The organism is Methanosarcina sp., assembly GCF_028693135.1.
Classification (GTDB): domain Archaea; phylum Halobacteriota; class Methanosarcinia; order Methanosarcinales; family Methanosarcinaceae; genus Methanosarcina.
The window spans coordinates 1-17,665 of sequence record NZ_JAQUVZ010000014.1 but is presented as its reverse complement, the minus strand read 5'-3'; the positions used below and the strand labels follow the sequence as shown (position 1 = coordinate 17,665).

11 protein-coding genes and 2 tRNA genes are annotated in these 17,665 nt (G+C 43.5%); 8 read left to right on the top strand and 5 right to left on the bottom strand.

What is annotated here, in order from left to right; translation table 11 throughout:
• Positions 1–100 precede the first annotated feature (100 nt).
• The gene (locus PHF18_RS08675; protein WP_300101234.1) at positions 101–1,249 is read right to left on the bottom strand and encodes a (Fe-S)-binding protein; all 1,149 of its coding nucleotides are present in this window, start codon (positions 1,247–1,249) and stop codon (positions 101–103) included.
• 306 nt (positions 1,250–1,555) lie between these two features.
• Here PHF18_RS08675 and PHF18_RS08670 point away from each other — a divergent pair, with 306 nt between their 5' ends.
• From PHF18_RS08670 to mutL, 4 genes are all read left to right on the top strand, one after another.
• Positions 1,556–2,140, top strand: a complete 585-nt coding sequence (locus PHF18_RS08670) for a CDP-alcohol phosphatidyltransferase family protein (protein ID WP_300101231.1) — start codon at positions 1,556–1,558, stop codon at positions 2,138–2,140.
• A 159-nt stretch (positions 2,141–2,299) separates the two neighbouring features.
• A tRNA-Pro gene (locus PHF18_RS08665) sits at positions 2,300–2,377 on the top strand.
• Positions 2,378–3,464: 1,087 nt separating this feature from the next.
• Positions 3,465–6,176, top strand: coding sequence for a DNA mismatch repair protein MutS (mutS, locus tag PHF18_RS08660; protein ID WP_300101227.1), 2,712 nt, complete (start codon positions 3,465–3,467; stop codon positions 6,174–6,176).
• Positions 6,177–6,406: 230 nt separating this feature from the next.
• Positions 6,407–8,545, top strand: a complete 2,139-nt coding sequence (gene mutL / locus PHF18_RS08655) for a DNA mismatch repair endonuclease MutL (protein ID WP_300101224.1) — start codon at positions 6,407–6,409, stop codon at positions 8,543–8,545.
• Between the two features lie 548 nt (positions 8,546–9,093).
• Here the strand turns inward: mutL and PHF18_RS08650 are convergent.
• Positions 9,094–9,279, bottom strand: coding sequence for a hypothetical protein (locus PHF18_RS08650; protein ID WP_300101221.1), 186 nt, complete (start codon positions 9,277–9,279; stop codon positions 9,094–9,096).
• On the opposite strand from PHF18_RS08650, the gene PHF18_RS08645 reads away from it, so the two are divergent.
• Positions 9,278–10,303, top strand: a complete 1,026-nt coding sequence (locus PHF18_RS08645) for a cobalt-precorrin-5B (C(1))-methyltransferase (RefSeq protein ID WP_300101218.1) — start codon at positions 9,278–9,280, stop codon at positions 10,301–10,303. The two genes, PHF18_RS08650 and PHF18_RS08645, sit on opposite strands and share 2 nt — an antisense overlap.
• Positions 10,304–10,414: 111 nt before the next feature.
• Positions 10,415–11,002, top strand: a complete 588-nt coding sequence (locus tag PHF18_RS08640) for a cobalt-precorrin-7 (C(5))-methyltransferase (protein ID WP_300101214.1) — start codon at positions 10,415–10,417, stop codon at positions 11,000–11,002.
• 86 nt (positions 11,003–11,088) lie between these two features.
• Here the strand turns inward: PHF18_RS08640 and PHF18_RS08635 are convergent, their stop codons facing one another.
• Complete coding sequence (locus PHF18_RS08635; protein WP_300101211.1) at positions 11,089–11,853, bottom strand: A24 family peptidase C-terminal domain-containing protein; 765 nt, start codon at positions 11,851–11,853, stop codon at positions 11,089–11,091.
• Positions 11,854–12,099: 246 nt separating this feature from the next.
• On the opposite strand from PHF18_RS08635, the gene PHF18_RS08630 reads away from it, so the two are divergent.
• Positions 12,100–12,173: transfer RNA gene (locus tag PHF18_RS08630), tRNA-Val, on the top strand.
• A 260-nt stretch (positions 12,174–12,433) separates the two neighbouring features.
• Here PHF18_RS08630 and PHF18_RS08625 read toward each other — a convergent pair.
• Both PHF18_RS08625 and PHF18_RS08620 read right to left on the bottom strand, forming a co-directional pair.
• Positions 12,434–14,980, bottom strand: a complete 2,547-nt coding sequence (locus tag PHF18_RS08625) for a P-loop NTPase fold protein (RefSeq protein ID WP_300101208.1) — start codon at positions 14,978–14,980, stop codon at positions 12,434–12,436.
• Positions 14,981–15,255: 275 nt separating this feature from the next.
• Complete coding sequence (locus PHF18_RS08620) at positions 15,256–16,404, bottom strand: pentapeptide repeat-containing protein (protein WP_300101205.1); 1,149 nt, start codon at positions 16,402–16,404, stop codon at positions 15,256–15,258.
• A gap of 998 nt (positions 16,405–17,402) precedes the next feature.
• Between PHF18_RS08620 and PHF18_RS08615 the strand changes: the two genes are divergently transcribed.
• Positions 17,403–17,665 (top strand): RRXRR domain-containing protein (locus PHF18_RS08615; RefSeq protein WP_300101202.1); only part of this gene is annotated, 263 nt, incomplete at its 3' end.

Below are 17,665 nucleotides of genomic sequence, written 5' to 3'. Positions count from 1 at the left end.
AAGACTCAGGGGTTTCCTGCTGAGGTTCTATGAAGAGGAAAAATAGAGGTGAAGGGAAAAAATAGAAAGTGGAGAGTTATAGAGGGAATCGCAAGAGAATTTATGACAAATCTGGTTCTTTATACCCCGAAATACATAAGCTGTAAGCTCTGTTTACAAGCTCAAGCATTTTCTGATCTTCCCGCGGAATTTTTACTCCGCAAGCAAGGGAAAGGTATTCGGCAAGGTCAAATATCTTTATTTTCTCATCCTTTCCGGCTTCGACAAGGTTCTGCATACAGCCCCCGCAGTTGGTTATGATTATACCGCAGCCCTGTTTTTCGGCAGCCCGAAAACGGTCAGAAGCTACAGAAATTGACTCAGCAGGATAATTGACCCTTACGCCTCCACCAAAGCCACAGCAAGCCGAACCTTCGGGAGTTTTATTTGCAAGCTCGGTTCCGGGAATGTTTTCAAGCACATTTCTTGCTTCCATATAGACGCCCATACTCCGCGTAAGATGGCAGGGATCGTGGTAAAAGACCCTGTTTTTGAGGGTAGTTTCCGGAGTAAGTTTGCCTTCCCTTAAAAGGAGTTCCAGATATTGCGAGACCTGCAGCACCTCAAAGTCCAGTTCCCCGAACATTTTGGGATAGATTTCCTTAAAAGCTTTGAAACAGCCAGGGCAGGAAGTGATTAGAATTTTTGCCCCTCTTTTCCTGACTTCGTCGATATTTTGCTGTCCGTGCCTGCGGATAGGGCCCGGATTTCCGGCACCTGCAGATACTGCCCCGCAACAATATTCAAGCCCGCTCAGGACAGTGTAATCGACCCCCGCCTTTTCCAGAAGGGCGACAACAGCCCGGGGCATATTTTTGTTAATATAGGTACCGGCGCAGCCCGGAAAATACACGACCGAACCAGGACTTTCTATGTACGCAGGAATCTCATCCATTTCCTCAATCTTTTTGAAGATATTATTTTCAGCCTCAGGGTCCACCATAGTCTGCCTGTCCGTAAGGCCATTTTCACTTACCCATTTCTGCCGGGCAGGAGAAATAAGCATCTTGATACCCAGGTCCTCGGGACAGGCTTCAGCGCAAAGCCCGCAGGTAAGGCAGTTCATCAGGGAAGCAGGATCAATTCCGGAAGTCCCATCCAGATACCCGTAAAGCAGGTCAATCAAACCGATGTCATCGTATCGAGGGCAGACCTCGAGACACTGCCCGCATTGCGTACATTTTTCACTGTGTTTTTCCACCAGATTCATATTTTAACTCCGCATCATTTTAAACTCATGTAACTTCATTCTTATAGTGATAATTAAAACCTGGCGATCCTTAAAACCTAACGATCCTTAAAACATCTTTTTGGATTATTCCATCCCTGCAGACCATTAAATCAGGAAAGCCTACTTTTCAAAATTGTAAAGGGACCTTTCAAAGGGCTACTCAGAAATCCTAAGCCCAACATCTTTAGAAAAAAGATAAGACTAATATCCAGATATGCACTATTAATAGCCAGATAAAAGGAAGGGATTGAAATATTCGAAGACCTGAAAAACAGCGCAAGAAAGATGGTAATTCCGTTTGCCCGTTCAATACCCCTCTCCCCAAATACCCTTACCTTGATGGGTTTTGCGGTAAGCGTGGCTGCCGGAGCTGCATTCGCCCTGGGCAAATCTTTTGAAGGAGGGCTCCTGATTCTCTTTAGCGGAGTTTTTGATGCCCTTGACGGAGGAGTTGCAAGAGCAAAAGGCAGAATCACTCCTTTCGGAGGCGTGCTTGACTCGGTCTGCGACCGCTATTCCGACGGGCTGATGTTTCTTGGAATAATGGCAGGAGCGATAAACGGAAGGCTCAGCTTTACCCCCGTCCTCGGAATTGATGGCTGGCTCTGGGCTGGCTTTGCCCTTATCGGCTCTTTTCTGGTAAGCTACACCCGCGCCCGGGCAGAGTCTGCTGGCTGCCGGAAGTTGTCTATAGGAATTGCCGAACGCACGGAAAGGATGCTTATCCTTGCTTTAGGCGCCCTCTCAGGATTCCTTGGCTGGGCTCTTGTGCTGATAGCCATCTTCTCCCACATCACCATCATCCAGAGGGTTCTGCGGGCAAAAAGTATCCTGAGTAAGCTATCCGAATCCGAATTCCAGAAACCCTGAAGTTAAAATCCGGAGATCCGAAGAATAAAAAAATTAAAGAATATACCCTGCCGGCTCCCCCCTACCGATATACATTTATACTACATGTTTGATTACAATAGTTGGACGATGGCAAGTAAGAATAGGACCGTTGCCGTCTGATAAACGTAAATACTCTGCGGGGCCGTAGGGTAGCTTGGTCCATCCTGCAAGGCTGGGGGTCTTGCGACCTGAGTTCGAATCTCAGCGGCCCCACCAAACTTCATTCAGCTTTTTGATGTTTTTACATATCTTATTTTATTAGATTTTTCATTACACGTTTTTACATATCTGATTTACTGCATAATTCCTATTTTCAGCCCTTTCATCGTTTTTAAGATAATTTTTAAAAGGCTGTGGCCACGTTTTTGAATTTGTTTTTTGGGCCCCGAGTCCTCAACGACTGCGAAGCAGGCGGCCTTTCCAAAACAGAAAAGAAGACTTGAAAATTAGGATACAGGCAATTTATTGATCTTCTGTTATGATCTTCTGTATACAAAGGACGAAAGGATATGGAAGCTAAAAGACATGCATTTCCCAGATCAAAAGTAAAAAAGTATAAGAAACACATAGCAATGTCAAAAGATTCTTAGTTACCCAATCCAGTTTTTATACATATTTACTCAGTAAATTAGACGGACTGGTCGTTCACTACGAAATATTTAGAGACTCTATTTTTTCCGTGCGATTGAGATTTACGCAGTTATTTACTTGAAGCCCACCGGTTCCAGCCGCGCCGGAGCGCGGGATAAGACAGACATGAAGATGCGAATAAGGTTACCCCGGAACAATATCTGCCGATTAACCACGCCCCAAAAAGAAGAGAATCAGTTCGATTCTTCTTCCTTTTCCTTTTCTCGGGTATATTTCTCCTTAATTTTCGCAATCATTTCCTCATTAGCCTCAACAACGAAAGCTCCAATATACCCACATTCTTTACAGTGATAGACTGCTCCTGCATATCCGCCAACCTCATAGTAGATATCTGCATTCCCGCAGACAGGACAGACTTCGACTAATTTTTCCCGATTCAGAGAAATTCCCTCCTTTGATAAGGCTTACAATCCCGAATTATTAAATTATATATAAGAAGCATGATTCAAGATAAATACATAGTATTTTAACCTGATATTCAAACTGATGTTCAAAATTACATTTAGAATGAAATTCACAATGACTCAAACTGACATGCGGAAAGAAACCATGCTGCTTAACTGAAATAACCAGCCGTTTATTCTATTTCCCCGTTCCAGATTTAGATATTAACTTTAGATATTAACGATTCAAGCTTACAGTGAGTTGAAAAATGACAGAAATGATGACCCCTGCAATGCGCCAGTTTTACGAAGCCAAGCAGGCATACCCTGATGCCCTTATCTTCTTCAGGATGGGAGACTTCTACGAGTCCTTTGGGGAAGACGCAAAAACCATTGCGAAAGAACTTGAAATTACCCTGACTGCAAGGGGGAAAGACAAAACAGGGGAGAAAATGCCGCTTGCAGGAATTCCCTACCATGCCATTGACACCTACCTACCCAGGTTAATAAATAAAGGGTACAAGGTAGCCATCTGCGAACAGCTCGAAAACCCGAAGCAGGCAAAAGGGGTTGTGAAGCGGGGAGTTGTCAGGGTGGTGACCCCGGGAACAGCAATAGATTCTTCCATGTTTTCGGATGCCTCAAACAATTACCTCATGGCAGTTGCAGGAAGGGAGATAGGAAAATCCGGAAAAAGCGGAGAAAGCAGAGAAAAAGGAATGGAATTCGGAATCTCCTTCCTCGATATTTCGACAGGGGAATTCCTTACAACCCAGTTTACAGACTCGGAAAGCTTTGAAAAGCTCCTCAGCGAACTTGCCCGCATGCACCCTGCAGAATGCATCCTGCCTCCTTCCCTGTACGGGAATTCGGAGCTTGTAGCCAGGTTAAGGGACCAGACAATTGTGCAGGAATTTGCCCCCGAGATTTTCGGACCTGAGGAAGCCGGAGAACACCTGAAATCCCATTTTGGGGTCGCAACCCTCGAGGGCATGGGCTGTGAAAAGCTCGAGTTTGCAGTTTACTCCGCCTGGGCTGCCCTTGAGTATGCAAAAACTACCCAGATGAGGGACCTTGCCCATATCAATACCCTCAGGACCTACTCAAACACCGAGTTCATGGTCCTGGATTCGATTACCCTGCGCAACCTCGAAATCGTGAAAAATGTGAGGGAAGGAGGAGACGAAAACTCCCTTTATCGGACCCTGAACTTCACACAGACCCCTATGGGGAGCCGTATCCTGAAAAAATGGCTTTTAAAACCCCTCCTTTCCGTAGAAAAGATCAACCTCAGGCTGGATGCAGTCGAAGAGCTGGCAAAAACCCCTCTGCTCCGCTATGATATAAGAGACTGGCTCTCAGACGTAAGAGACATCGAACGCCTGGTAGGAAGAATAGTATACGGAAATGCCAGCGCAAGGGACCTTGTAGCCCTGAAAAAGTCCATGGACGTCGTACCTTCTATCCGGGACTGCCTGCTGGAAAAAGCCGGGTCAGAAATCTTAAAAGAGATTGCAGAAGGGCTTGCAGCTTTTTCGGAACTGGAAAACCTGGAGGAAATGATTGAAAAAGCAATTGTTGATGAGCCTCCTGTAACCGTTCGGGATGGGGGGATGATAAAGCCCGGGTACAATCCGGAGCTTGATGAGCTCCGGGATATTGCAAGCAACAGCAAAAAGTGGATTGCGATTTTTCAGCAGAAAGAGAGAGAGAGAAGCGGAATCAAGTCCCTGAAAGTCGGATATAATAAGGTATTTGGTTATTATATCGAAGTTACCCATGCAAACAGCAGCCAGGTGCCTGAAGACTATATAAGAAAACAGACAATGTCAAATGCCGAGCGTTTCTTTACGCCGGAACTTAAAGAAAAAGAAAGCCTGATCCTGACAGCAAACGAAAAGGCAGTGGCTCTGGAATACGAGATCTTCACTGAACTCACACAGGCCCTTTCAGCCCATTCAAGGGAACTCCAGGAAACAGCAGGAAGACTGGGAACCCTTGATGTCCTTGCAGACCTTGCTGAGGCTGCTGAAAACAACAACTATACAAGGCCGCAGATCACCGAAGACTGCAAGATCCTTATCAGGGACGGACGACATCCAGTCGTTGAAAGTACCGTATCAGGAGGCTTTGTACCCAATGATACCGAAATGGACTGCAAGGAGAACCAGTTTTTGCTTGTTACAGGCCCGAACATGGCAGGAAAGTCCACCTACATGCGCCAGACCGCCCTTATCGCAATTATGGCTCAGGCAGGCTCCTTTGTTCCGGCATCCCATACATCCATAGGAATGATTGACCAGGTTTTTACAAGGATAGGGGCTTTTGATGACCTTGCAAGCGGGCAGAGCACTTTTATGGTTGAGATGGTGGAGCTTGCAAATATCCTTAATAACGCAAGTCCCCGAAGTCTTGTACTGCTTGACGAAATCGGCAGGGGGACGAGCACATATGACGGGTACAGCATCGCAAAAGCAGTTGTGGAGTTTCTGCACAACAGGGGAAAGGTTGGCATCAGGGCTCTTTTTGCGACCCATTATCACCAGCTCACAGCCCTTGAAGAGAAATTAAAGCGGGTCAAAAACTACCACATTGCAGTAAAAGAAGACGGCCACGAGTTAGTTTTCCTACGGAAAATCGTTCCCGGAGCAACAGACAAAAGTTACGGGATCCAGGTCGCAAGGCTTGCCGGAGTCCCGGAAAAAGTGATCGAAAGGGCAAACGAGATTCTTAAAGAGCTTGAAAGGGAAAACGTGTTTGAAGAAGCCGAAGACGACGAAACCGGGAAAAAGAGGAAAAGCAAAGCAAGTGCACGCTATACCCAGATGATGCTTTTCGACCCCGGAAGCGGAAGTGGGAATTCGGAAAGGACAAAAGGGTTGAGCCCTGTGGAAGCAGCCCTGAAAAAGATTAACGTGGATGAGATGACGCCAATAGAAGCCATGAATAAACTCCATGAGCTGAAAAAGCTGCTTGGTTAAAAAGAGAAATGGACAAAAGAATTGCCCAGCTTGATAAAGCAAGGGATCAAGGGATCAGAGAATAACGGATTAGGGAAGAACAGATAGAAGGGCAGTAAAAGGGCAGTAAAAGGGCAGTAAAAGGGCAGTAAAAGGGCAGATGAAAGGACGATAAAAAGTAGATAAAAAACAGATGAAGGGCGAATGGAAGGAAAAGTGAAAAACAGGTGACGGGGCAGGTTGAAAAAAAGATGGACGAAAAGATGGAAGAGCAGGGAGATAAAATCCGGATTCTTGACAGGGACACGATAAATAAAATCGCAGCCGGAGAAGTAATAGAACGCCCGGCATCCGTGGTAAAGGAACTTGTGGACAACTCAATCGATGCCGGAGCAACGGAGATCCGCATCGAGGTAGAAAAGGGGGGAAAACATTCCATCCTTATCAGGGACAACGGCTGCGGGATGAGCAGAGCCGATACCCTCCTTTCATATAAAAAACACGCAACAAGCAAACTCACGCGGATCGAAGACCTTGATACGGTCTCAACAATGGGGTTCAGGGGAGAAGCTCTTGCTTCAATTACCGCCATTGCAAAGGTCGAAATCCTTACCCGCCCCAGAGAAGAGATTACCGGCACAAAAATGGTCATCCACGGAGGAAAGGTGCAGGAAACATCTGATGCAGGCACGGCTCCGGGGACCTCGATACACATAAAAGATCTTTTTTATAACACGCCTGCAAGGCGCAAGTACCTGAAAAGCGATCGCAATGAACTTGCCCATATCACAGATACCGTCATGAGACTTGCCCTGGCAAATCCGGGAATTTCCTTTACCCTGCTCAGCGAAGGAAAGCAAATCATAAGAAATACGGGCTCAAACGACCTTTTCAAAAGCCTGGTCAACCTGCTGGGACCTGATACTGCACGTTCAATGCTGCCCCTTGAGTACAGGACAGAAGACTTTGAAATCCGGGGATATATTTCAAAACCCGAAACCAACAGGGGAGGAAGCGACCAGCTTTATGTTTTCGTAAACACGCGCCCTGTTACTTCAAGAGCTATCAGCACATCTGTCCGCGAAGGATATTACACAAAGATCCCTAAAGGCCGCTATCCTGTGGCAGTGCTTGCTCTAACCCTCGATCCGGGAGAGGTGGATGTAAACGTACACCCCCGCAAAGCCGAAGTCCGGTTCAGCCGGGAAAAGGAGGTCGGGAATGCAGTCATTCGGGCAGTTGAAAAGGTCCTCTCGGAACACGGGCTTGCACCCGAGATCAGGGAAAAGGAAGGAAAAAGGTTTCAGAAAACCTTCGAGGGTTCAGGGTCCTCAGGAAAAATTCAGGCCCTGGAAACCCCTGTAACTCTGTCGGAAAAGGGAGCGACAGAGGAAATAGGGAAAGCAGCCGGAAGAGAAACTGGAAAGGAAACTGAAAGGGGTACTGGAAAGGAAGCAGAGGTTCAAGAGGAAGCCAGGGTTCCTGAAAGCGGCAGTAGACTCCTGAGAGAAAAATCCGAAGCTTACACTTATCCGATAAAAGATACGGAGAGGAGGCTGAAGAAATCCGAGCGTCTCCTGGATGCAGAGAGGGCAGGAGTCCGGGAAGTCCTGAGGGAAGGAGACCAGGGCAGTAAAAAGGGAGAGGAAAAAGCAGGGGAAAAGGAAGGGGAGAAAGCAGGAGAAAGAGAAGAGAAGAAGGTAGGAGAGAAGGAAAGAGAACTGATCAATGAGAAAACAGGGGAAAAAGCAAATGAAAGAATAAATTCAGGAGAGAGGCAAAGCCAGAAGCCAAAGAAAAAAGCAAACACCGACCTTCTCGAAGACCTGCGGATTATAGGTCAGGTCTCTAAAATGTATATCCTTGCCGAAAAAGAAGAGGGTCTTGTGCTCATTGACCAGCATGCAGCCCATGAGCGTGTCCTTTACGAGCAGGTCCTGAGGACGAAAAAGTCCAGGGTACAGGAACTGATAGCCCCTGTGGTGATAGAACTTACCCCGAAAGAAAAGGTGCTCATGGAAGAATACATCCCTTACCTGGAGGAGTATGGCTTCGGGATCTCGGAATTCGGGGACAATACCTATGTCGTTACCTTTGTGCCCGAGGTTTTCGGACGACTCGAGGACACCAGCGTAATCCATGACGTGATATCCGACCTGCTGGCTGAAGGAAAGATAAAAAAGGACACAGGAATCTCGGAAAAAGTGAGCAAAACCCTTGCCTGCAGGGCAGCAATCAAAGGAGGGGCAGCCTGCAACTCAAGGCAGATGGAAGAGCTGATAGAACAGCTCAAAGAAGCTGAAAATCCCTACTCCTGCCCGCACGGGAGGCCAACAGTGATAACCTTTACAAAAAGTGAACTTGACCGCATGTTTGCGAGAATTCCGTAAACAGTTTTGCCGGGAAAAAGAAAGGAATTGAAAAAACTCCGGGAAAATGGATTGTTCAGGAAATGTAGGGCTCCTGTGAAAACATTATCTTTCGATAAAGCGTATAGAAAGAATACTGGTAATTAGCTATGGAGATTTCAGGATGATTTCCACTGGAATATGTTACCATTATTCCTATAGATTTATATAATATAACTGATGTTGTAGGGTCGATGTCAGGCGAGTATTGACATCTGAAAAGGCATCATTCCACAAGGCTATTTTTCACACACCAACCCCAAACCCCAACAACGAATGGTACCCCCCATTCAAACCCCAACAAACCCCAACTTCCAGAAAAACGAAAAAATCCCCACTCCTGGAATGATGCCACTCTTTTCTATTATTGTTCTACGATTTGTACACTGTTCATGGATCTTTTTGAGAATCCACTGACTGTATTCTATAATCTACTGACTGTATCCTATAATCTACTGACTGTATTCTATAATCCAGTAACCTTTTATCCGGAGTCCAGCAACCTATTATGAGAATCTACTGACTGTTTTCTATAATCCAGCAACCTTCTTCCAGAAGCCAGTCTTTTTGCTCGGGTTTGCGCAGGAGCCTTGCAGGTATTTCATAAGAATCAGTTGTGTTTTGTTGAGGCTCTTCTCTTCTAATTCGTTTCCGGTTTTCAGGTAGGTTTTCAGGTCAATACATTTATAATAAAAAACCTCCGAGTATTCTTCCATGATAGATCCTGTTAACAATTTCAAGATTCCTGAAGAATGGATTGTCCGCACAGGGCTGCCCAGGGAAGAGCTTGAAAAAAACGTGGCATCCGGGATGATTGTGGTCCTGAGTGACGGGTCCGTACTCAAGAGAGGATATACCACAGGAACTACAGCCAGTGCCGCTGCAAAAGCCGCTGTCCTTTCCCTCAGAAAAACAGTGGACAGCGTATCCGTTCCCACCCCGGTCGGACTGAGAGCCTACCTTGAAGTCAGCGAGTCCTCCCCAGGGCGTGCAGTTGTAAAGAAGATCCTTAACGACCACGAATCCGATATTACCCGGGGGCTTGAATTTGTTGGCGAAGCCAGGGAAGCCAAGGGAATCACCATCTTCGGCGGAAAGGGCATAGGGGTTGTAAGAAGGGACGGGCTCCAGGTCTCGAAAGGCAAGCCAGCCATCAACCCAAAACCCATGGAACAGATCCGGGCTGCAGTGCAGGAAGCTGTAGAGGAACTGGGTTTGCAGGGAGCTGAGGTCACGATTTCGATCCCTGAAGGGGAAAGGATAGGAAAAGAGACTCTGAACAGCAGGATAGGAGTCGAAGGCGGAATTTCTGTCCTTGGGAGCACAGGTTTTGTTGAGCCCTGGAACGACCACCTTGGAGAGACGAAAGGAGACCTTATCCGCTGCACGGACAGGGTGGTTCTGACTACGGGCCGAATAGGCATGCGTTATTCTCACATGCTCTTCCCTGACTACACCGTTGTTATGGTAGGAAGCAGGATTTCGGAAGGGCTTGATAATGCTTCAGGCAATGTTATTATCTGCGGGCTTCCGGGGCTTGTCCTGAAATGGGGAAACCCTAAGATGCTTGAGGACAGCGGGTATGTAACCGTTGTTGAGATGCTTGAAATGGCTCCGGAACACGAGCGCCTGAAAGAAGCCTTTGAGATGGCGGTTGATAAAGGAAAGGGCGCAAGAATCGTTGTAATTGACAGGGACGGGTCTGTCCTGATGGACAGCAAGAGTGAGAAGCAAAAGTGAGAAGCAAAAGTGAGAAGCAAAAGTGAAAATTAAACTGAAGAAACAGACTAAAAGTAAAATTCAAGCATTGAAATTTAAGAAACTTGAACCGGACAGAGGGGAAGAAAAACTATGATTGTGGTAGGAGTCGGGGTCGGACCCGGCATGCTTACGGAAGAAGGAATAAGGGCGATAAGAAAGGCATCCGTGGTTTACGGGGCAAAAAGAGCCCTTGAGATCGCCCAGGAATATATTACCTGCGAAGCAAAAACGATTAAAGATTATAAGTCGCTCCATCTCCTGCCCGCAGATGCCGTTGTCCTGTCCACAGGAGATCCCATGTTTTCCGGGCTCGGGAAATTTGCAGGGGAAAAGGATACCGTGATTCCCGGAATATCTTCAATGCAGGCAGCCTGTGCGCGTACAAGAGTAAACCTGACGAACCTCTGTGCAATAACAGCCCACGGCAGGGACTTTGAGCCTGCAAAAGCCGAGCTGATCCAGGAATTGAAGAACGGAAGAAATATATTCCTGCTGCCGGAAGAGACCTTCGGCTCCCGCGAAGTTGCGGAAATCCTTAAAGACCTTGGACTGGAAGCCGAGCTTTATACCTGCGAAAACCTCGGCTACCCTGAAGAAAGGATCGCAAAAGGCACTCCTGATAACCCCCCAATTGCAGAAACCATTCTCTACGGCTTGCTGATCGTACAGAAAAGATGAAAACAGGGGAAAGAGGGGGAAAAAGGAAAGAGAGAAAAGGCGAAAACTTCCGGTTCAGCGTCCGGAAATTTCCGTAGACGTTCGGTTCAGCCCATGATAAAGCTAAAGACCGCGTAAAAGATTAAATCCCCGTAAATGACTGCGGTTATAAAGCCTGCTGTAATTGAGAGCATGAAAGGCAGGCCCGGAGTAACCCAGACTTCCTTTTCAATGAGCCCTTTTTTTAAGTATTCCTCAAGTTCTGGCTTCAGGTTCGCATCAAAATTGAGCCCTGCCCGTGCAAACCTCCTGCTGACAGTTCCATTTTCGTCAAGTTCGAACTTTTCAAGCAGACTCAGATGTTCCTTATTTTTCAGAGAGGATACCTCAGTCCTGTACCCGAGAAACATGTAGAAGGGCTTTTTGAGCATACCAGGCGAGAAATGGAGAAGGTTGTAGCAGAACATCCCGAGAGGCACGAATATCGTTACCAGAAGAGCATTTTCCAGCACCGTGAAGGCAAAGAGCCCTACAGGAGGCAGCCCGAACAGAGGATAAAGCTCTCCCGAGAACAGGAAAACCGGATAGAGTGGAAATAAGATGGAAAGCACTATCAGCCCCTTTGCATCCCCGCCCCCGAAGGCTCCAAGCTGGAAAAGGATGTAAATCGAAATGAAAACAACAACTCCAGAAAGAATAAGAGATTTAAGGTAGGGAATCCCTCCAGTATAAAAGTCATAGATTACAAATACCGAACCCGATGCAAGCATGTACTTCCATAACCTGTTTGAGACTCTGCGTTCCTTCAGGTCGGTATAGCACGAGTAGAGCAAAAACGGCATGGTGAAGAGGATTTTCAGGATTTCTATCATACGAACCAGGCAATTAAATTATTTCTATAGTTATTTACATTATTACTTCTTTACTTCTTTACTTTATCGCCTGATTGAAACCCTTGAAATATACAAAGGAACTGAAAACCCCTGGCCAAAAAGATGAAAATGTACTCACATAACAGGTCCGGTCAAGCCCAAAATCAGCCCGCAAGCGATAAGCTTATACATAAGAAGTTCTATTTTATGGTTGCTTAACCCTATTAATTTTCAAATGCAATCCATGGGCTCGTGGTCTAGCCGGTTATGACGTCGCCTTCACACGGCGGAGGTCCTGAGTTCGAATCTCAGCGGGCCCACTTTTTATTAATTGTTTTTCGGATTCTAAAAGCGTATTGAGCTTCTTTTCTAGTGCTTCTATTCTTGCTTTGAGGTCAGATTTTCTTCGAGTTGTGTAACTTTAATGTGCACTTTCAAAATCATAAATTTTTATAAATACCGTGGACCAAGTTATTTCACTGAAAAAGTTATCTCGATGATAATTTCCCATTAATCAATCTGAAATCTTTAGAAGCACCCGGAATAAGGAAATATTGGTGAAAGTTCTGGTAATACTCAATTATTCATCAGGTTTTTCAAAAAGAGCGGGGTACTTCTCTCTTAATGGTATTTCGAGCTCTTTGTCTAATATTGCATTATAAAGTGTCTTCACTTTAGAAAGCTGGTCAACTGTTAAATTCTTAGCCCCTTCAAGATCAGCTCCCTCAAGATCAGCTCCCTCAAGGTTAGCCTTTTCAAAGTCTACCCCTTTAAGGTTAGCTCCTCTAAGGTTAGTCCTCCCCATGTTAGCCTCTTCAAGGTTAGCCCCTTGAAGATCAGCCCCTTGAAGGTTAGATTCTTCAAGGTTAGCCCCCTTCAGGTCAGCTACTCGAAGATAAGATATTTGAAGGTTAGTATCTCTAAGGTTAGCCCCTGTTAAGTCAGCCCCTTGAAGATCAGTCCCCTTCAGGTCAGCTCCTCGAAGATCAGCCCTCTTCAGGTTAGCTTCTCGAAGATCAGCCTCTCGTAGATAAGTCCTTTGCAGCTCTAAACAATTGAATTCTCCAGCGTTATAGTAATACTTGCGTCTTCCGATGACGGTAAGAATTGCTTGAATATCCAAAAATACTTTGTTTTGGCTTTTAAAATCTTTAGCATTTATATTCTCGCTTTTGCTGGGGGAGTTATTCCTAATATAAGCAGTTAAAATTTCCATAATTGGCCAATAGTCTTTATCAGACTCATTTGCAATTCTTTCAAGGGCATATATTCCACCTAATCGAATCTCTATTGCTGGATTTCCTAATTTATCAATAGCTCCTAACTGGTCAATAGCCCTAGTGAAGCGTTCGGTGATCTGGCCTTCTTGAGCAACTTTTAGATTATCACGAGTAAAGGATGGAAAAGTGGGGATGACTACAGGTGAAATCTGTAATAATTTTGTAAAATCAAGGTTTGAAAGGCTATATTCATCTATATTTGGCAGAATATTTTCATCCTCCATACACCCGATCTTCAAAAGTTCAATCAGCCTTTCATCTTTCATCCATTTTTCTTGATATCCTTGATTCAGATCTAGTCCTAGTTCCTTAGCCTCATTTTTCAGATCTGTCAATGCGTGTTTTTGTAATTGGTCGAGAAGATTTGTGTTTGAACTCAAAGCAGAAATCAGATAAGGCCACTTTATGCTTATTGCCACAAATTTTGCAAGTTTTTTACAGTTCCACATTTCGGAAGGATTTGTTCCTTCCGTATAAGAAAAAAGTCCGATCTTAAATCCGATTGTCCTCTGAAAACGAAATATATTCAAGAATTGTTTTATACGTCGAGGGTTTCGATCAAGGGCAGAAGCAACCAATTCAAGAATATATTTCAAAGTTTCTGGTGACTCACTACAATCTTGATAGTTCAGGATTTTCTTCTCTTCGTTTGATTTTTCCTTTACGACTTCCTCATAAATCTTTTCATCTTGTACAATATCTGGATTATGTCCAGATTGGACATTTTTATTATCGGGTAATTGACTAGGCCGAGGAAGTCTTAGTTTATCTAATATCTTACTTAGATTAACATATGACCTTGGAGTTTTCGAGAAACGTCTCATTTCGTCACAAGGAGTGGTTATAAAATCCTTAAAATTCTCATTTTTAGGGCTGGGTACTTTAAAAGGGAGCTGGATGAATTTTTCAATAAACTCATACCCATATTCCAGTCCGCTGTTAGCTAGATATTTAAAAGAGTTTTCATGCTTTGAAGCGATTCCCGCAGAAATGACTCTTCTGTCCATACCTATGCAAAAATAAATATTTGCTTCATCAGAGATCATCAGGTTTATAGCCTGCATGAGTTCCGCAGCTTTTGGTATTTCACAGCGGTCCAGGTCATCGACAAAAACATAAACTCTTGAATTTTCGGCATAGGATTTTATAATCTTACCGAAATCTGTATGAAAATTCTCTATGAAAGATATGTGTTCCGTGTAATCTGGATTGGATACAAATTTACTGAAATCGAAAGGATTCACAATCGCGTCTTTAATGTCTTTTACAATGCGCAATGTTGGAGTTATAGTGAGTAGAACTCCTGTCAGTGCTAATAAAGCACTAAATAATGATCCAACTACAGAATATGACATTATATCAGGGTTTGAAGATAATATTTCCCGAACTTTTGGAACAGAATAAACGAATAAAACATACAAAGCAGAAATAAATAAAGGAATGGTAAAATAAATTGAATTTTTACCTTTCCTCTTAAACCCAAGTCTAAGATATCTCAATTTAAATTGCGCCAACAGTAGATGCAGTGGGGAAAGTTGCTCTGACAACTGATCCATTAAACTGAGTGCAAAAGCAGCCCACAACTCGTCCTCTTTTTCATATCTCCAGCTATTGAACCATACAGTGAAATACTTCTTCCTTTTCTTGGATTCATTTCGTTTTTCTATTTCTTCTTTCAATTGTTTCATGAAAGATGATTTACCACATCCCCACTGGCCCTCAATAGAAAGAGTGATTGGAGCTTCAGTATCCTCATGGGTAAGAAAATCTGCGATAGCCTCAACATATGGTTTGAATCCGAGCAAATCCTTATTTGTTGGAGTATCACAACATAAGCTTTCAGACATGTCCATACTCGTTTTGATTTATAGACTATCAAGAGAATTCAGCTTAATTGCTAATTTGAATTCATGATAAGTAATGGGTAAATTTCCTAGGGTCTAAGCTTTCTATACCTAAGTTCCGGAAAAATAGTATCCTTCTTCAATATTCAATATAAAATCTATAAGAGGATTTCTATTTGAAGCTCCTTAAAACCATAAATTCAAGAATTATCATATAGTAAATTTAACACACTATCGCAATCGGAAGAATAGCAACGTGTTGACCTAAAATATTGTTTTTATTCCTGCTCCTCGTATTTTTGGAGATCTTTGAATGATTGCTCTAGCTCTGATGGCGCTTCTAAAAGGTCAGAGTACTTTTCTTTTAATGATATGAGGATCTCTTCGTCAAACTTTGTGTCCTTAAGTGTTCTCACTCTAGAAAGCTGGTCAAGTAACAAATTGCGAGCTCCTTGAAAGTTAGCCCCTCGAAGATCAGCCCCTTGAAAGTTAGCTGCCATAAGATCAGCACCTCTAAAATAAGCTGCCATAAGGTCAGCCTCTTGAAGCTTAGCTCCTTGAAGGTCAGCCCCTAACAGGTAAGTTCCTAAAAGGAAAGCCTTTCGAAGGTCAGCATTTATAAGGTTAGCTCCTTGAAAATCCGCCATTCGAAGGTTAGCCCCTCGAAGATTGGCCCCTTGAAGATCAGCTTCTTTACCCATTATGAGATCAGTATTTGAAAAGTCAGTATCTCGAAGATCAGCTCCTTGAAGATTAGCTCCTCGAAGATCAGCTCCTTTAAGGGTAGCTCCTCGGAGATTAGCCTCTTGTAGATTAGTTCTGTGTAGATCTAAACGATCGGGTTCTCCAAATTCAAAGAAATGCTTGCGTCTTCTTATAACAGTGAGAATTGCTTGAATATCTAAAGAGATCTTATTTTGGTTTTTAATGTCTTCATGTTTGATATTATCACTTTCGAGGGATGAATTTTCCCTAATATAGGCCGTTAAAATTTCCATAATTGGCCAGTAATCTTTCTCAGATTCATTTGCGATTCTCTCAAGTGCATATATTCCACCTAAACGAATTTCTAATTTATCATTTCCTAACTGGTCGATAGCTCTAGTGAAACGTTCAGTTATCTGACCTTCTTGAGCAATTTTAAGATTTTTCCAAGCGAAATAAATTCCAATCCCGACAGCAATGCCACCTAATATTTGGGCTAATGTAGCAATGAATTGAATTGAAGTTGTACGATATTGATTAATTAAATTAGCTTTTTCTGTTGCATTTGTTATTCCATATTGAGATACTTGATTTACAGGATATGTGAATACTAAATAACTAAGGAATAAGGCAATAAGTACAAAAGAAACAGCAAAAACAATAGTAACCCATATCAATAATTTATGTTGTCTTGCCTTTTCATATGTTTCCCGTAGTGCCATAACCTATGTCCTTTATTTGAAATATTAAATTGTCCATAATCGACTGTAAACTAACATAAACATTATCATTTATACGCAAAGGAGGAACAGATCGAAAAACTAAATGAAGCCAGGCACAAACAAGCGATCCATATTCAAACCTTGATCTAGGAGAATAGCAGGTTAAACATCAAGCTGCTTCCGGAGAATACAGAAAAATCAAATTGCGTGCGACCACCCCGAAAAAAAGATAGAAGATACGAAGCAAGAAAAACTGTGCGAAAAACTGTGCCATGCCCTGTGAGAACGACCTATTTTCTGGACACTTGCATGGTTATTACGATAGTAAATTTTTGAGGAATCCCCGGTTTCGAGAGATTAAAAATATAATATTCGCCCGATACTGGCTCTTTTTCGAAAGATACGGGCTTAAAGTCGCTTTCACACGGCGGAGGTCCTGAGTTCGAATCTCAGCGGGCCCACTTTTCTTCTGATTTTTCGGATAGGCTCTAAAATGAGAGTAATACTTTGTAAAACTATTTTACTGATTTAAGTTAGGGTTGTTAAAGATTGGAATGAAATGAAATTCCGCAAAGTTACTCTTCATTAAATAAAGCAAAATACCAGGAGTGAGAAGCCTTTTACCCTCAATTCGCACGTGAATGAGAGATTGAAGATGGGAGGGCATAAAAAGTAAATAGATATCCCTGCACATAATATCTACATAAAGGGGTGACAAAATGTTCTGCTACCAGTGTCAACTACCCGCCAATAAATTGGCAGGCATGTAATAGTGCTTTGGTTGACCAGCTTAAGTCTTAATTGACTACGTTGGATTTGTCATAACACCTGCAGGTGCTTCCTCAGCTTGTAGCTCTGTTGTATAATATTAAAAGTTCTGTAGGGTAGGAACGGTGTATTATGCTTAACAAGCATTTCCAACATTAGCGAGAGGAGACACGAAAGTGCGTTACCGGAAGCAGGATTTATCTTACTTCTGAGATCGGAGAAATTCAATTATGATCTTTGTATTAAACAAAAATAAACAACCGTTAAGCCCCTGTCATTCAGCAGTTGCCAGAAAATTGCTGAAAACAGGAAAGGCTATTATACATAAAAAATATCCATTCACAATTAGACTAAAAGAGTTGAAATATTCCGAAAATAAAGCTGAATTCCGATTAAAAATAGACTATGGAAGCCGACACACAGGTTTAGCTATCTTAAATGGTTCTAAAGTAATTGGGCTTGCTCAAATCCATCACAAAACCAGTATTAAAAG